This window comes from Nitrospirota bacterium (assembly GCA_016207905.1).
Classification (GTDB): Bacteria; Nitrospirota; Thermodesulfovibrionia; order Thermodesulfovibrionales; family JdFR-86; genus JACQZC01.
In genome coordinates this window covers 1-16318 of record JACQZC010000020.1, presented here as the reverse complement: position 1 = coordinate 16318, position 16318 = coordinate 1, and the positions used below count along the sequence as shown (strand labels likewise).

20 protein-coding genes are annotated in these 16318 nt (G+C 40.8%); 8 read left to right on the top strand and 12 right to left on the bottom strand.

Features of this window, described 5'->3' with window-relative positions:
* Nucleotides 1-11: 11 nt before the first annotated feature.
* Nucleotides 12-1217: an acetylornithine transaminase gene (locus HY805_02565; GenBank protein MBI4823099.1), complete on the bottom strand. Its 1206-nt coding sequence runs from the start codon at nt 1215-1217 to the stop codon at nt 12-14.
* 233 nt (nt 1218-1450) lie between these two features.
* Here HY805_02565 and HY805_02560 point away from each other — a divergent pair, with 233 nt between their 5' ends.
* The 4 genes from HY805_02560 (at nt 1451) to HY805_02545 (ending at nt 5775) form a co-directional block, all read left to right on the top strand.
* Nucleotides 1451-1741, top strand: coding sequence for a hypothetical protein (locus HY805_02560; GenBank protein MBI4823098.1), 291 nt, complete (start codon nt 1451-1453; stop codon nt 1739-1741).
* On the top strand, nt 1738-2103 hold the full coding sequence (locus tag HY805_02555; protein ID MBI4823097.1) for a MarR family transcriptional regulator: 366 nt from the start codon (nt 1738-1740) through the stop codon (nt 2101-2103). The genes HY805_02560 and HY805_02555 overlap by 4 nt, the downstream gene beginning before the upstream one ends.
* 119 nt (nt 2104-2222) lie before the next feature.
* On the top strand, nt 2223-4094 hold the full coding sequence (selB, locus tag HY805_02550; GenBank protein MBI4823096.1) for a selenocysteine-specific translation elongation factor: 1872 nt from the start codon (nt 2223-2225) through the stop codon (nt 4092-4094).
* A 76-nt stretch (nt 4095-4170) separates the two neighbouring features.
* The gene (locus HY805_02545; protein MBI4823095.1) at nt 4171-5775 is read left to right on the top strand and encodes an excisionase family DNA-binding protein; all 1605 of its coding nucleotides are present in this window, start codon (nt 4171-4173) and stop codon (nt 5773-5775) included.
* Between the two features lie 35 nt (nt 5776-5810).
* Here HY805_02545 and HY805_02540 read toward each other — a convergent pair whose 3' ends face one another.
* Both HY805_02540 and HY805_02535 read right to left on the bottom strand, forming a co-directional pair.
* Nucleotides 5811-6521: a glycosyl hydrolase gene (locus tag HY805_02540; GenBank protein MBI4823094.1), complete on the bottom strand. Its 711-nt coding sequence runs from the start codon at nt 6519-6521 to the stop codon at nt 5811-5813.
* Nucleotides 6522-6746, bottom strand: coding sequence for a helix-turn-helix transcriptional regulator (locus HY805_02535; GenBank protein MBI4823093.1), 225 nt, complete (start codon nt 6744-6746; stop codon nt 6522-6524).
* Nucleotides 6747-6956: 210 nt separating this feature from the next.
* On the opposite strand from HY805_02535, the gene HY805_02530 reads away from it, so the two are divergent.
* Together HY805_02530 and HY805_02525 are read left to right on the top strand one after the other, a co-directional pair.
* Nucleotides 6957-7325: a response regulator gene (locus tag HY805_02530; GenBank protein MBI4823092.1), complete on the top strand. Its 369-nt coding sequence runs from the start codon at nt 6957-6959 to the stop codon at nt 7323-7325.
* A 91-nt stretch (nt 7326-7416) separates the two neighbouring features.
* Complete coding sequence (locus HY805_02525) at nt 7417-8130, top strand: rRNA pseudouridine synthase (GenBank protein ID MBI4823091.1); 714 nt, start codon at nt 7417-7419, stop codon at nt 8128-8130.
* A gap of 1 nt (nt 8131) precedes the next feature.
* Here HY805_02525 and HY805_02520 read toward each other — a convergent pair whose 3' ends face one another.
* The 4 genes from HY805_02520 to HY805_02505 form a co-directional block, all read right to left on the bottom strand.
* Complete coding sequence (locus tag HY805_02520; GenBank protein ID MBI4823090.1) at nt 8132-8362, bottom strand: DUF2283 domain-containing protein; 231 nt, start codon at nt 8360-8362, stop codon at nt 8132-8134.
* Complete coding sequence (locus HY805_02515) at nt 8349-8612, bottom strand: DUF4258 domain-containing protein (GenBank protein ID MBI4823089.1); 264 nt, start codon at nt 8610-8612, stop codon at nt 8349-8351. Before HY805_02515 ends, HY805_02520 begins: the two co-directional genes overlap by 14 nt.
* 70 nt (nt 8613-8682) lie before the next feature.
* Nucleotides 8683-9030: a DUF3024 domain-containing protein gene (locus HY805_02510; protein MBI4823088.1), complete on the bottom strand. Its 348-nt coding sequence runs from the start codon at nt 9028-9030 to the stop codon at nt 8683-8685.
* Nucleotides 9031-9050: 20 nt separating this feature from the next.
* Nucleotides 9051-9836: a type I restriction enzyme HsdR N-terminal domain-containing protein gene (locus tag HY805_02505; protein ID MBI4823087.1), complete on the bottom strand. Its 786-nt coding sequence runs from the start codon at nt 9834-9836 to the stop codon at nt 9051-9053.
* 395 nt (nt 9837-10231) lie between these two features.
* Here HY805_02505 and HY805_02500 point away from each other — a divergent pair, with 395 nt between their 5' ends.
* On the top strand, nt 10232-10480 hold the full coding sequence (locus tag HY805_02500) for a hypothetical protein (protein MBI4823086.1): 249 nt from the start codon (nt 10232-10234) through the stop codon (nt 10478-10480).
* A gap of 297 nt (nt 10481-10777) precedes the next feature.
* A complete protein-coding gene (gene aspS / locus HY805_02495; protein MBI4823085.1) occupies nt 10778-12553 on the top strand; it encodes an aspartate--tRNA ligase in 1776 nt (591 codons plus the stop codon).
* Here aspS and proB read toward each other — a convergent pair.
* From proB to HY805_02470, 5 genes are all read right to left on the bottom strand, one after another.
* On the bottom strand, nt 12550-13656 hold the full coding sequence (proB, locus tag HY805_02490; GenBank protein ID MBI4823084.1) for a glutamate 5-kinase: 1107 nt from the start codon (nt 13654-13656) through the stop codon (nt 12550-12552). The two genes, aspS and proB, sit on opposite strands and share 4 nt — an antisense overlap.
* Nucleotides 13653-14648, bottom strand: a complete 996-nt coding sequence (gene obgE / locus HY805_02485; protein MBI4823083.1) for a GTPase ObgE — start codon at nt 14646-14648, stop codon at nt 13653-13655. Before obgE ends, proB begins: the two co-directional genes overlap by 4 nt.
* An 83-nt stretch (nt 14649-14731) precedes the next feature.
* Complete coding sequence (gene rpmA, locus HY805_02480) at nt 14732-14998, bottom strand: 50S ribosomal protein L27 (GenBank protein MBI4823082.1); 267 nt, start codon at nt 14996-14998, stop codon at nt 14732-14734.
* 1 nt (nt 14999) lies between these two features.
* The gene (rplU, locus tag HY805_02475; protein MBI4823081.1) at nt 15000-15314 is read right to left on the bottom strand and encodes a 50S ribosomal protein L21; all 315 of its coding nucleotides are present in this window, start codon (nt 15312-15314) and stop codon (nt 15000-15002) included.
* 97 nt (nt 15315-15411) lie between these two features.
* Entirely contained in the window at nt 15412-16008 is a 597-nt protein-coding gene (locus tag HY805_02470) for a hypothetical protein (GenBank protein ID MBI4823080.1), read from the bottom strand.
* Nucleotides 16009-16318: the final 310 nt, after the last annotated feature.

The window sequence follows — 16318 nt, the reverse complement described above, 5'->3', positions numbered from 1 at the left end:
AACCCCCTCTGTTATTCGCGCTGAAGGCTATGAAAAACCTCCTCGAGCACATTTGCTAACTGGTCGATGTCTTTTTTCTGCACTATAAGTGGAGGCATAAACCTGAGGATATTCCCAGCCGTGAAGTTAATCAAAACACCTCTTTGCATGCATGTATTTACAATGGGACCTCCCTCCTTTGTGATTTCCATTCCTACCAAAAGCCCCTTACCCCTGACATCCACCACAATGCTTGGAAAGTCCTTTTTGAGCGAATTGAGCTTTTCGATGAGATACTCGCCCATTCTTACGCACTGCTCAAGTATAAAGCCATCCTCAAGTATTGTGTTTAATACTGTAATACCTGCGGCACATACAAGGGGGTTTCCTCCAAATGTTGTTCCGTGCAGAGCAGGCTTAAATGCACCTGAGACCTCTTTGGATGCCAGCATAGCGCCAATAGGAACCCCACCTCCAAGACCCTTTGCAAGTGTCATGATGTCAGGGGTTATGCCATAGTGCTCGTATGCAAAGAGTTTACCTGTCCTTCCCATGCCTGTCTGGACTTCATCGAGGATAAAAAGTAATTTTCTCTCGTTGCAGAGCTGTCGCACCTGACTCAAATACTCGGGGTGAGGCACATTTACCCCTCCTTCGCCCTGTATTGGCTCAAGCAAAACTCCACAGGTCTTTGGTGTAATGGCTTTCTCAATCTGAGAGATGTCATTGAAAGGGACATGCCTGAAGCCAGGCATCATGGGCTCAAAGCCTTTCTGGAATTTCTCCTGACCTCCTGCTGAAAGCGTTGCCAGTGTCCTTCCATGAAAGGAATTCTGTGCAGAGATGAACTCGAATTTATCGGGCCCGAGCGCCTCCTTTGCATACTTTCGGGCAAGCTTTATTCCTGCCTCGTTTGCCTCTGCTCCTGAGTTACAAAAAAACACCTTGTCTGCAAATGAATGCTCGACAAGGAGCTTTGCAAGCTCAATCTGTGGCTCGATGTGATAAAAATTCGATACATGTAAAAGCCTCTGAGCCTGCTTCTGTATTGCAACAACTACTTTTGGATGACAGTGCCCAAGCACATTTACTGCGATTCCTCCTACAAAATCCAGATACTCATTTCCATCCGCAGACCACACCTTCATACCCCTGCCTTTCCTTAGAAGGATAGGGTACCTGTTATAGGTGTTCATTAAATAAGTGCTTGCATCCTCTATTGCCCTTTTTGTGTCCATATAGATTGAATGATAACGAAAAACCTTTGAAAAATCAATAAAATGGGGGATTATGTCTTGCCAATTTAGAAATGTCGGTATTTGTTCCAAAAGAATATTATAATAAAGTCCTGCGATGGGGGGGAGGACTGATATGCATTATGTAATCTTAGGCACAGCAGGACATATAGACCATGGAAAGGGCACCATCTTTTATTGACATGCTCTTTCTATTGGTTTAAACTACCAATAAGGTGAAAACAGAGCTTGTCAGGCATGAAAAAGTTATAGACGAGCTCGGCAACATTATTGAAATTAAGATGTGGAGGTTACCAGGACCGACAAAGGATAAACCACATGGTTATAAATATTCACTGGTTTACATCGTTGATGAAATCAGGGTAATTGGTTATGACAATGCAAAAAGTAAAGGAGACCACAGGCATATAAAAGGGACTATAGAAACATATAAGTTTATTAGTCTTAAAAAATTAGCACAGGACTTTTACAGGGATATTGAAAGATATAAAGGAGGTGAGGTGTGAAGGTAAAGAGGATTAAAATAGGTATTAAGGATTTAAAGACTGTCCTTGATGATTTTGTAAAGACAGGAGAAGCCATTGAACGAGGGGAAAAGGTTAAAAAAGAGACAGGGCTTTACTTTACCAGTTTTGAGGCTTTTAGAAAGGCATTAACACCTAAAAGGCTCGAACTACTGCATATCATCAAGACAAACAAACCATCTTCAATTAATGAGCTTGCGAAGATGGCTAAGAGGGATATAAAAAATGTAGCAGAGGATGTTAAATATTTAGAACAAGTGGGGCTGATAGAAAAAAAAGAGACGGACAAAAAAACAACAGCAGTTATTAGTTATGACCGTATAGCTTTAGAGATAGCAGTATAATAATTTTCACTCTGAAAAAACGCCTCCCCTGCTTAAGCAAATAAATCCCGTAAAATCTATATAAAAGCTGAATCTCTTTGTAGTAGTCTATCCAAAGCTAATAGAGTTATAATTAATCTATGCATTATGTAATCTTAGGCACAGCAGGGCATATAGACCATGGAAAAAGTGCCCTTGTCAAGGCACTCACTGGAATAGACCCTGACAGACTCAAAGAGGAAAAAGAGCGTGGCATAACCATAGACTTAGGGTTTGCAGACCTCCAATACCCGGAACATAGCCTCACAGTTGGCATCGTCGATGTTCCCGGGCATGAAAGGCTTGTAAGGAATATGCTTGCAGGTGCAGGCGGTATTGACATGGTTTTGCTTGTCATAGCGGCTGACGAAGGAATCATGCCTCAGACAAAAGAGCATCTTTACATCTGCGACCTCCTTAATATCAAGGCAGGTATTATTGCCATTACGAAGACAGACCTCGTTCAGCCTGAATGGCTGCAACTCGTCAAAGACGAGGTAAGAGATTTTGTAAAGGGCACATTTCTTGAATCCTCAGAGATTCTGCCTGTGTCTTCAAAAACAGGATATAACCTGAATCTTCTTAAGGAAAAGATAAAGGAATCCGCTCTTAAGGTTAAGCCTAAACCAACCAAGGGGCTTTTCAGACTGCCCATAGACAGGGTGTTTACGCTTAAAGGCTTTGGCACAGTTGTTACAGGCACAGCTCTTTCAGGCAGTATATCCATCGAGGATACTGTTGAGCTCCTGCCAAGCTGTCTAAACTCCAAGGCAAGAGGCATTCAAAGTCACGGAAAGCCTGTTAAGACTGCCTATGCAGGTCAGAGGGTAGCAATCAATCTTCAAGGCATAGACAAGACAGAGCTTAAAAGAGGAGATACCCTCGTAGAGCCAAATAGGTTTATTCCAACCACTCTTATAGATGTTAGTCTTGAACTTCTTAAGGATGCACCTTTAGTCAAAAACAGGGCACTTTTTCACTTCCACACAGGCACATCAGAGACTATTGCCCGATGTATTTTATACGGCAGGGAAGAACTGTCTTCAGGACAATCCTGCTACTGCCAGATGAGGCTCGATGACCCTGTAGTCGTTCAGTCAGGAGATAGATATATCTTAAGGAGATCTTCTCCTCAAATAACAATCGGTGGTGGCGAGATTTTAGATACATCTCCTTTGAAACGGAAAAAAAAGGAAGGCATAGAAGACCTCAGGGTTTTCGAACATGGCAGTCTTCACGAAAAAATAGCTCTGAAGATTAAAAAGGCAGGTGGAGGAGGCATGAAAAAAACAGCTATTGAAGGCTGGATAAAAGCAGAGATTCCCTCTATAAGCGACTCCATCTCTTCCCTTAAGGAACAAGGACGACTCATTCGGTTCGAAGACATCTTGATGCATAAGGATGCATTTAATTCTTATAAGACCTCTCTTATCAAAAGGCTTACCGATTTTCATAAAAGCAATCCGCTCAAACAGGGAATGCCAAAAGAAGAGGTAAGGGCATTCCTCAGGCTTGACATAAAGATATTCAACATATCTATCTCGCTCATCGATGAGATTCAGGCTGAAAAAGACTCCATAAGTCTCAAGGGCTTTAGTATCGAGGTCTCTCCTGAAGATAAAAAGATTGTCCTCGATGCCCTCGATAAAGGACAATTCCTGCCTCCTTTTAAGGCAGACCTTGCATCCATGCTTTCAGTGGATGAAAAAAAGGTAGGCGACATACTAAAACACCTTGAAAGACAAGGAGTTATAGTTCGGATAAACGATAGCCTTTATCTCAGCCAATCTTCGTATCAAAAGATGATTGACCTCCTCAAAAAGTTCTTTAGAGAAAAACCCGAAATGACAGTGGCTGAATTCAGAGACCTTCTGGGGACAACGAGGAAATACGCAGTGCCCTTCCTCGAATACCTCGATTCCAATAAGATAACTCTGAGGGTAGGCGATATAAGAAAATCCCTTCTTAAATAACATCCTACAAAGCCCTTTCTAATGCCCTGTTGACTAATATTGTCTAATGTTGTATAGTTCTTACCGAGGAAAGACCATGGACAAGAATATTGAAATGATCAACACAAAACAAGCTGCTCAACTAATTGGGGTAAGCACAAAAACAATTTATAGGATGGAAGAAAAAGGTCTTATTCAATCTATTAGGACGCCTGGAGGACAACGCAGATTTAATAAAAAAGATCTCCTTGCATATTTAAAAGCAAGCGTAGCATTTATTGCGCCTCAAAACCCCAGCAGGTACAGAAACAGTTTACCGCCTACTCATCTATCTATTAAAGAACAGGCCGCTGAATTCTCTCTTTTTCCATTACAAGAACTTGAGCTATCAGCAAATATTTCACGGCTGCAAGAATTAATTTCCTCCAAAAATGTAAAAAGCCATAAACAATACTATGACGCAGAAACCGATGTCTTTAAATGGATAAATGAATGGGATTTCAAAACATATCAAACGAAAACTTATACCCACGGTTTTCATACTTACCCTGCAATGTTTATCCCTCAGATTGCACGGAAACTGATTCATACATTTTCATCTGAAGGCGAATTGGTTTGTGACATCTTTTGCGGCTCAGGAACCACTCTCGTTGAAAGCAGTCTGCTCAATAGAAATTCTATTGGTATAGAGCTTAATCCTTTAGCTGCTTTGATAGCCAAAGCAAAAACAACACCGATTGACCCGCAAACTCTAACGAATAGACTTAAATCAATCTTATCTGACTATAAATCCATAAGAAATATTGCACCACCTATTTTCACAAACATAGACTTCTGGTTTTGTAAATCGGTCATTGAAAACTTGACAAGGCTTAAACATGCGATATGGAATATTTCCGAAGAAAATGTAAGAAATTTCTTTTCCGTATGTTTTAGCGAGGTTGCCCGTATTGTTTCTTTTACAAGACATGGTGAATTCAAGCTCTATAGGGATAAAAAGAAATTAGATAAATCTTTTTCTCCTAATGTAATTGGCGAATTCATCAAAATATCTGAAAACAATATCCTTGGCATGAAGGAATATCTTAATGATGTGAGCCCTAATATAAGTGCAAAGATTATACTTGGCGATTCAACAAAAGATAACGGCATACCAGCAAGTGCGGTAGATTTCATTATTACCTCGCCTCCTTATGGTGACAGCAGAACTACTGTAGCATATGGTCAATTTTCAAGACTACCCGCACAGTGGTTAGAAATATTACCTCCATACATAAAGGATATAGATAAGGAATTGCTCGGTGGCAAAAACAATGTTGATATTAAAGACCCGATACATGGTTTATCTGAGACTTTAAGGTTGAGCATAAAAATTATTTCTGAAAGAGATAAAGAACGGGCTAAGGATGTTTTGAGCTTTTATATTGATTTGTATAAAGCTCTTATGCAAGCACATAAAATCCTTAAGCCCCAAAAATATTCCTGTCTTATCGTTGGAAATCGGACTGTTAAGGAATTGCAATTAAAAACTGATGAAATAATCTGTGAGCTTGCAGAAAAAATAGGGTTTATTTCTCAGGGGATATTATATCGAAATATTCCCAACAAACGAATGCCGCTTAAAAACAGTCCGACTAATGAGCCCGGTAAAACTTGTTCTACTATGCTGAAAGAAAGTATAGTTTTACTTAAGAAGATTTAGATTTCCATCTCCATGGGAGAGTAAAGGTTATTTAGCTATAGGATTTTTTCATAGGAATCGTATAACTGTAGAAAATTCTGCTTACTCATTCTGAATCCTGTGCCATGGTCGTGATATTTCCCTTTATTTTTACCGCTTCTATAAACACCGATTCTGATGTCAACTTTTAGAAAATCATTTGCAATAGATGCATAAAATTTATCAGCGTTCATGTCTCGCAATAGATATGCCTCTGTATAATGAAAATGCTCATTTATAGTTTTTCTTTCTCCTTTTGTCTGAGCGAAAACCAAAAGGATATAATTTGACTTAGAGAATAAGACATCACTAAATATATTTTCATCCCAGTAGGCTTCTATATTATGTGGTCTGTTTTCTAAAAACAATTTATTCTCTTTAACCCGAACTCTAAATCCTTGGGAATTATATCTGGAACCGTATACCGTTGAATGAAGATTAGAAGAACCTTCCTTATCTAAGTATTTGTAGTGCTCAAATATTAAACGATTTACCCGGCGGGGTTTAGGAGCTTTAGTGGCCAATGTCAGCATACTATTTGAATCGATACGCTTAGCCTTAATTTCGACTTCCCCAATATCAGGCAAACGGATATTATTCTCCTTTATGCCCAAAAGGTCTTCTAAAGTTTTACCAACTCCTGTATCATGTGCCCTGTGGGTTTTTACATACCCTAAGGCTTTTATTTCTTCAAGCCTCTTTTTGAGTTTTTGTACAGTGAATGACAATTAATTCCCCACAAAGAAAGATAGAGGCTTTTTATAAAGCTTTGCCAATTCAATCAGCTCAATAATGTCCAGCCGTCTTTCACCTGATTCGCATTTGGATATGTAGGACTGTGGTCTCTTCATTTTTTCTGCAACAGCTTTCTGTGTTAATCCCGCTTCAATGCGAGCCTTTTTCAACTGCTTGAGAATCGACTCGTATTCTTTTGAATAAATGCTTTTGCCCATATGTTTGTGATAATAAATAATATATCCTAATTTAGAATATCCCAAATTAGGATATAGGGACTTGACTAATTCTGAAACTTCATATTAAATTTCATTAACAAATGGACAAAAAGCCTTCCAATAAGCTTGAGCCCTTAAAAGATGCTGTTTCTCTTTCTCCTCAATTTCAAGCCCTCATTCAGGTAATTCCTGATTGTATATATTTCAAGGATGCCCATGGACGATGAGGAGATTATAAGGACAGTTGTAAGCAAGATGCTTGAGCAGTGTGGTTTTGAGGCAGAATGCGCAAGAGATGGCGATGAGATGCTCGCCTTATATACTACAGCCAAAGACTCAGGAGTGCCGTTTGATGCAGTTATTATAGATTTAATTATTACAGGTGGCATGGGAGGCAAGGAGGCAATAAAAAGGCTTATTGAAATAGACCCGAATATCACTGCCATTGTGTCAAGCGGTTACTCGGAAGACCCGGTTGTCAGCTCATTTAGGGAATTTGGCTTTAAAGGCGTCCTAAGCAAGCCTTATGCTATTGCAGAGCTAAGTGCGGCATTGCAAAAGGTGACCGGTAAGAAATAGGAGACTCTCCCTTCAGGCATGTATTCAGGAATCTTTATGGGCTCGAGCCTGCTTTAATACTTCCTGCCTTTGTATGTTATCATTTATCACTATGCAGATGAGGCTTCAGAAGATACTTTCCGAAAGGGGGATTGCCTCAAGAAGAAAGGCAGAGGAGCTTATAGCCGAAGGCAGGGTTACTGTCAATGGAAAGCCTGCCACATTAGGCACCAAGGCAGACCCTTTCTTTGACCACATAAAGGTTAACGGAAAGCTCCTCGGAAGGCCTGAAAAAAAACTGTATCTCATGATGAACAAGCCAAAGGGTGTTGTTACATCCCTTTATGATCCCGAAGGAAGACCAACTGTAAAGGACTTTTTAAAGGCTATAAAGGAAAGGGTTTATCCTGTTGGAAGGCTTGACTATGACTCAGAAGGGCTTCTTATCATTACAAACGATGGAGATTTTAGCCACAGCCTTCTTCACCCATCAAAGGAAATTCCAAAGACATATATGGTCAAGGTAAAAGGCATAATAGAAGATGCAGATATCAAAAAACTCAGAGCAGGCATCAAACTTGAGGGCATACTCACAGCACCTGCGAGGGTAAGAAAAATCAGTGTAACCGAGCAGAACTCATGGCTCGAAGTCACAATCCACGAGGGAAGGAAAAGACAGATAAAAAGGATGCTCGAAAGGGTAGGACATCCTGTGCTAAAGCTCAAAAGAATAAGCATTGGAAATCTGAGATTAGGGGGGATGAGGACAGGTGAGATAAGATACCTTAGTGAGGAAGAGATAAAAAGGGTTACGGGATGCAAATAAATCAGCCCTTAAACTCTTTGCCTTCAACGAATTTTTCAATTGTCTCCATTATAACACTTGAAAGGGTGCTGAGAATAAATTCCTTTGCATCAAGAATCTCAATAAGCACAGGCTCGCCATCATGTGAGAAATGCACTATAACCTGCCCTTCTTCTTCTGCGTAATCAATAGGCTTATCCGAAAGCTCCACCATAAGGGCATCCACATCCCTGCTATATCTAATCTTTCTCATATCTTATTTTCCTTCCCGGATAAACTGTTATCACCAAAATCTTATCTTCATGTTCCTCGTATACAACTCTTAGGACATGTTCATCATCAAGCCTTTTCTGGGCAATAAGCCTGCCCTTATGGCCTTTTTCTATTTTATCAGAAAATCTTATGATATCGTCAATCTTTTCTTTGGAAAGCTCAAGGCCGTGAGCTTTCAGTAGCTCAATCTTTAGCAGAAGGTGGTTGCTGTGTTTAATGTTTTTTGGCATGGTTACCTGTTTTGTGTAATTATAGCATAGCAGTATACAGCTGCCCTGATAAGTTTGCCTGCTCTTATTTTTATCCCCAGAAAATCCCTGTAGGATCTTCATCTATTTCAGTTAAAATTTTATCTATATCTTTTGTTGGTTTTATATCGTAATATTCATGCCATCTATCATTCCTATCAGCACAGTAAAGAGCCCATTTTTGTGTCTTTTCATCATATCTAAGCTGAGCTATTGCCATAGAAGTCCACTTTTCCATGTCCCTATGCCACGGGGCCCTGTTTTCAAAAATAGTCACACTATTGCCTCTTATTTTATAAGAAAGATTTACTTGATCAAGCACATGTGGCGGAACTCCCTTTTTGCAGAATTCACCAACTTTCTTTTCAATAAGTGTTCTTATTAAGACTGGTAATGGCATAGAGACCTCCTACCTTTTAATTAACTGCTTAGTATCATTTCTTCAACCTGCTTTTTGGCTGACTCTATAATTTTATTTGCTTCTGCCTTTAGCTTTTCAGCCTCAGATATTCGTCTTTTAACTTCCTCTGCGATTTTGTTTTGGATTTCAAGAGGAGGGAGAGGAACTTTAATTTTTTTAAGATCTTCTGGAGTTATGGCTGGATAATTACCGCCACTACTTCTTTGAAGCATTTGGTTTAAACATAGGGTTGTCCTTAAAACATAGAATAAAAAATCTCTATTTACTTCATTTCTATATTTTGGGGTTTTGCCATATTTTATAGGAATATCTGATATAACATTCTTTTCTCTTTCACTTGGCTTAAATCCTGCGATGTCAAAGGTTGTCTTAGTTATTCCGGCTATTACAGAAGCAAATTTTGCCCTTAAACTATTTGCATTTCCAAAAGCCTGCTCAATAGCCTGCTTAAATTCAGCATCGGTAATGCCATCTTTCTTGCACTCAACAACTAAGTAAGGTTTTTTTAGCTCGTCATCTTCATAAACAACAATATCTGCTCTGTCCTCTGGTTTTCTTCTTGGAACAATAACCTCTATATCAATTCTTTTATTTGGATAACCGTAATCCAATATAAGCTCGGCAAAATATGATGCCCTTACTTTTTCCTCTGGCTTCTTAAAACTCGTTGTATAGTCCCTATGGCAATGGTAGGTAATCTTGGAATTGTCAGAAGACAAAGAGATATAGCCTTTTTCTATACCTCTTTGGAGGTTTCTCATAAAGATTGAGCTGTGGTTTTTCATACCTGCGAATTATAACAAAATAGCCATATTTATTCCCCTAAATAATATTTCTTTTCAATGACTTATTGCAAGGGTTAGTAAGACAGAAATAAGGATTATTGCAAGGGTTAGTAAGACAGAAATAAGGAAGCTGAGATTCTGAAACGAATTCAGAATGACCTCTCTAAAAATCCCCTCCCTTGAGGGGAGGGGTTGGGGGAGGGTGAACAGAAAAGTCCAATCACCCCTCACCCTCGCCCTCTCCCGCAAGGGGAGAGGGGATTACACACCCCTGACCCCTCTTAATAGAGGGGAAAGGCAAAAAAGGGCTTGACAAATCAAAAACCATGCCTTATACTACTAACTATAGTTTTAATAGATTATAGCTTATAAAACCATAGTTGGAGGTAAGACTTATGAATAAAAAAATCACAGAGGAAAAAAGACTAAGTGCAAGGATTTTACTGGCTGAGGGTAAGCCCTACAGGGAAATAGCCTCTACGCTTGAGATAAGTATAGGAAGTTTGCATAACATCGTAAAAGAGCCAACTGAAAATTTAAGCCCTTTTATAGATGAGATTAAAAAAAGGGCAGCCATGAAATACTGGCTTCTTTCAGACCATATCCTAAGCAGGATAAGTGAGCTAAACCTGATATATGGCTAAACCTCATATATGCTTCTTTAAAAGATAAGGTTATTGCCTCTGCAATTCTCATGGATAAGGCAAGGCTCATAGAGTCTGATGAAAAAGACTGCAACTTGAACAAAATGAAAAAGATTGAACACTCAAACGATCAAAATGAAGATAATTCAAGCACTTAGGGAATTCAACTTGAACCTATAAAAAAAGGAGATGGCAACGATTTTGAAAAGAAACAACAAGGGCATTAAACCATTAGGCATTATGGTAAAATAATTGGCTTTCTGATTTTTTCAGAAATAACATTTCTATGGAGGTATGATGCTCAGAGATAAAGGCTGTGGCGAAATAAGACAATCCGATATAGGGCAGAGCCTTACTGTCTCTGGCTGGGTATTCAGAAGGCGTGACCATGGCGGATTGATATTCATCGATTTAAGGGACAGGTCAGGTATCATCCAGGTTGTTTTTAACCCTGAGGTCTCAGAACAACTACATAAGCTTGCACACAGCTTAAGGGCAGAGTATGTCATCTCTGTAAAGGGCACCATCAAAAAAAGACCCGAAGGCACAGAGAACCTCATGCTACCAACAGGCATGGTTGAGCTTTATGCAGACTCTCTCAAAGTGCTTAACGAGTCCCTGCCTCTTCCATTTGGACTTGAGGAAGAAGTAGGAGAAGCCTTAAGGTATAAATACAGGTACCTTGACCTTAGAAGACCCGAGATGCAGAAAAACCTGATTTTAAGACATCGTGCAGTTAAAACTATAAGGGATTATCTCGATAAATGCGGATTCTTAGAGATAGAGACCCCAATGCTTACAAAAAGCACTCCTGAAGGTGCAAGGGACTATCTTGTTCCAAGCAGGCTTAATCCCGGACATTTCTATGCACTTCCACAGTCCCCACAGCTTTTTAAGCAGATTCTTATGGTATCTGGATTTGAGAAATATTTCCAGATAGTAAAGTGCTTCAGGGACGAAGACCTACGGGCAGACAGACAGCCTGAATTCACACAGGTAGACATAGAAAGCTCATTCATAGACAGGGAAAACATAATCGGCATAATAGAGGGCATGATGAAATATGTCTTTAAGGAGGTGCTCGATACTGAGCTTTCGGTTCCGTTTCCGAGATTAACTTACAAGGACTCCATGGAGAGGTTTGGAAACGATAAGCCTGATATAAGATTTGGCATGCCTCTTAAGGATATGGCAGACCTTGTAGGGAAGGGCTCTTTTAAGGTCTTCTTAGATGCACTCGGTCAAGGAGAAAGGGTTAAGGCTATAAATGGAAAAGGTATGGCAGGATTGTCGAGAAAAGACTTAGACACCCTCATAGATGAGGCAAAGACTTTTGGTGCAAAGGGCATTGCATGGATAAAGGTCATAGAGCCTAATGGGAAGTTTGATTCTCCCATCGTAAAATTCTTTCCAGAAGAAGTGCTGAAAGAAATGTCTCAGAGGCTTGAGGCTGAGCCCGGAGACCTCATGCTCTTTGTGGCTGACAAAGAGAGGGTTGTCCATGATGTCTTAAGCAGACTTCGGCTCGAATTAGGCAAAAGACTTAATCTCATTAGCACAGGCTACAAATTTCTCTGGGTCACGGATTATCCGCTTTTTGAGTGGGATGAAGAAGAAGGAAGGCTCACTGCAATGCATCATCCATTTACATCGCCAACCGATGAGGACATGGAAATGATGCTGAAAGAGGATATAAACGATAAGGATGGGCTTTTAAGACTTTCTGCAAAGTCATATGACATTGTTCTTAATGGCTATGAGATAGGAGGCGGAAGTATAAGAATCCATAGAAGAGACATACAGAGAAAGATGTTTGAGCTTTTGGGAATAGGAGAGGATGAGGCACGGGTGAAATTCGGCTTTTTGTTAGATGCACTTGACTTTGGAGCGCCTCCGCACGGAGGCATCGCATTAGGTCTTGACAGGCTTCTAATGATTATGGCTGGTGCAGACTCGATAAGGGATGTGATTGCATTTCCAAAGACACAGAAGTCGGTCTGCCTCTTAAGTGGTGCACCAAATGTAGTGGATGAAAAACAGCTAAAAGAGCTTCGTGTAAAAATAGAGGGCTAATTACCCGATGCCCTAAGTAGTATCACCATATTGTCTCTATGAATAATCTCATCGGAGTATTTAAACCCAAGAGCCTTCTCTATGTCAGAGGTCTTTTTACCTTTTATCTTTTCGATTTCCTCTGAGGAGTAATTAGTCAAGCCCTTTGCAATTCGCACTCCTCCTGAATCAAGACAATAAACAGCATCTCCTGCCTCAAAACTTCCCTCGGTCTTTATGATTCCAGATGGAAGAAGGCTTCTGCCGAGACTGATGAGTGCCTTCTTTGCACCCTCATCTATGACAATCGAGCCCTTTGGCTTTATGCCAAATGCTATCCAGCCTTTTTTAGCTGAAAGCCTTCCTTTTCTCGAGGAGAATTCCGTTCCATGAGAATGTCCATTAAGAAGGCTCTGAAGGAGCCCGTGCTTTTTTCCGTTTATGATGTTTACTGTTATCCCTGAGCCAACTGCCTTATCTGCGGCAAGGAGTTTCGAGAGCATTCCGCCTGTGCCGAGTGCACCCTCTCCCTTAGCAGTCTTTAGCATGTGAGCGGTAATCTCATTCACGGTTTTTATAAGCTCTGCCCTTGGGTTTTTCTTAGGGTCTTCTGAGTAAAGCCCCTCGACATCGGAAAGTATAATCAGCCTTTCTGCTGAAACAAGCGAGGCTACCATTGCCGCAAGCTGGTCATTGTCGCCAAACCTAATCTCATCTATTGCAACTGTGTCGTTTTCGTTAATCACAGGTATGACTCCATAGGAAATCAGGGTCAGAAGGGTGTTCCTCGAATTCATATATCTTTTTCTGTCTGATATGTCATCACGGGTAAGAAGAACCTGTGCAACCTTTTTGCCATGAGCATTGAAGCATCTTTCATATGCCCACATGAGCGAGGACTGTCCTATTGCCGCAGATGCCTGCTTGAGCTTTATGTCCATTGGCTTTCTCTTAAGCCCTAATTTCCTCATGCCTGCGGCAACTGCTCCTGAAGAGACAACTACTACATCATGTCCCATATCAGAGACAGAGGATATATCCGCTACGATTGCCTGCATCTCTTTTTCAGCGAGTCCTTTTTCGTCTGCTATGATATTACTGCCAATCTTTATGACTATTGTCATTTTAAGACCTTTCCTGCAAGGTATAAGATAAGTTCTTTTACGCCTTCTCCTTTAACTGCCGATATAGGGAAGAAATCAATTCTTTTAGTCTTACAGTATTTTGAAAGCCTGTCAAGTTTTTTCTTATCCACGATATCTATCTTTGTGCCTATAACAACAAGTGGTTTTTTCACGAGCATAGGGCTAAAAAGGGAAAGCTCTTTTTCCACTGTCTCGAGGCTACTCACAGGGTCAGCCTCCGACATGGATGAGACATCCACGAGATGAACCAATACAGATGTTCTCTCTACATGTCTTAGGAACTGAAAACCCAACCCAGCTCCTTTATGAGCACCACTTATAAGACCGGGTATGTCTGCAACAACGAAGCTCCTCATGTCCTTGAGCTTTACAACACCTAAGTTTGGCGTAAGGGTTGTAAACGGATAATCAGCTATCTTTGGTCTTGCAGAAGAGATTACAGAGATTAATGTGGATTTCCCTGAATTAGGCAGTCCTATGAGCCCGACATCGGCAAGGAGTTTAAGCTCCACTATAAGGTCTTTTTCCTCACCCTGCTCACCTGGCTGGGCAAACCTTGGTGCCTGCCTTACAGGGCCCTTGAAATGGGCATTTCCTAATCCGCCTCTACCTCCTTTTGCAATAAGTTCCTGTTTGCCTTCCTCATCGAGGTCCAATAGCACATCATCTGTTGCAGCATCTTTTATAATGGTTCCAACAGGCACATGAATTATAAGGTCGTCTCCGTCTTTACCCGTCATGTTTTTGCCTTTTCCGTGCATGCCGTTTTTTGCCTTATAACTTTGCTGGTATCTTAAATCAAGAAGGGTATTTAGCTCACTGTCTGCCATAAAAAGCACATGTCCGCCTCTTCCTCCATTTCCGCCATCAGGGCCTCCGCGGGGGACATACTTTTCCCTTCTAAAGCTCACACAGCCTCTTCCGCCATTACCTGCCTTAACGGATATTTTTACATAATCTATAAATTGCATCGTTTTGCCTTATTTTAAAACAAAAAAGGCGGTTTCAACCGCCTCGATGAAATAGATTTACCCCATTCAGGGGCAATGCCAATTTAAACTGTTGCCTCGACAGGATAAACGCTTATCTGCATTTTATCCCTATTTTTTCTTTCGAATGAGACAACCCCGTCTATCCTCGAAAACAAGGTGTCATCAGAGCCCTTCTGCACATTAAGACCAGGATGAAATCTCGTCCCTCTTTGTCTTACTAATATAGTGCCTCCTCTGACAAACTGTCCTCCAAATCTTTTAACTCCAAGACGCTTTGATTCCGAATCCCTGCCATTTCTTGTAGAGCCAACGCCTTTTTTATGTGCCATATCAGCCTCCCTGTATCTCCTTTATCTTCAGGGTCGTGAAGGGCTGTCTGTGCCCTGTTAATTTTCTAAAGCCCTTTCTTGGCCTCTGCTTGAATACAATAACCTTTTCCTTTTTACCAGAGCCCATCACCTCTGCAACCACAGAAGCACCTGAGACATAAGGGTTTCCAAAAACACTCCCTGAGTCTTTTATGAGTGCAACTACCCTGTCTAATCTTATCTCTGAGCCTGTCTCCCCGGGGAGCTTCTCTACTTTAATACTGTCTCCCTCCGAGACCCTGTATTGCTTTCCACCTGTTTGTATTATCGCATACATGAAATCACCTCTAAGACTTTAAACTTAGCATTATTTTAGTGCCTTTGTCAATGCTACCTATGGAAGGTGTCAAGCCAATTTAGAAAGGGTTTATTTATTAATTACCGAGAAACTTGAAGCTTTTTATGATTTCCTCAAATGTGTCTTTGAAGGCATGGTAATTGTCTTCCGATGCCTCACATCTGACGGCGTACCACCGTCCATTGTTAATCGCATAATATACGGTAGACTTATATTGCGACCTGTTCCGTTCGTGATTGATGCTGAACCACCAGGCAGATGTTGTATCAAGCGTTGTTCTTCCCGAGCTTATTTCTTTTCTCGCCTCCATATATGGCAATACCTTTTCAAGCACTTCTTCAGGCTTCGTTTCGGATGTTAAACCCGTTTCTTCGATGAGAATGACCGAACGGTAATAATCTTCAAAATCAACCTCTGACTGCAAATCTGGTATCTGGTTTACGACAGTGATGCTTACCGTAGCATCTGCAGGTAAACTGCGATTATGAAAGTTGAATATTGTTACTACAGTTCCGAGTAACCTCGATGATTTTTCCCCTTGAATCCAACTATCCGGGAACTGAACCAAAAAGCCCATATCCCGGTTCTTATATTCCCCGCCAGAAAACTTTTCACTGGAGCAAGATGTGAAAAGCAATATGCTCAATGCTAAAAATACTCCTTTGCGTATCATCGACTCTCCATTTATAGTGATATTGTCCCTTCCTTTCGTTGAAGTAAGAAGGGCTCTGGCCTGCCTGTGCGATGCACGCAGACAGGTTACATTTTATATTAAGCAGCCGCCTCCTTTCTGTCAAGGAATTTTTAGAAGTAATCCCCCTTTTAGCAAAGAGGGTTAGGGGAGGGTGCAACCTGCTAACATAGGTAACAGATTAACCTACGGACATGGGTAACAGTATAATGGCAGAGCAAGGAGGTATTGCGATGCCATGGAGAGAGGTGAGACCTATGGACGAGAGAGTGAGTTTGATTTCGGACTGGCT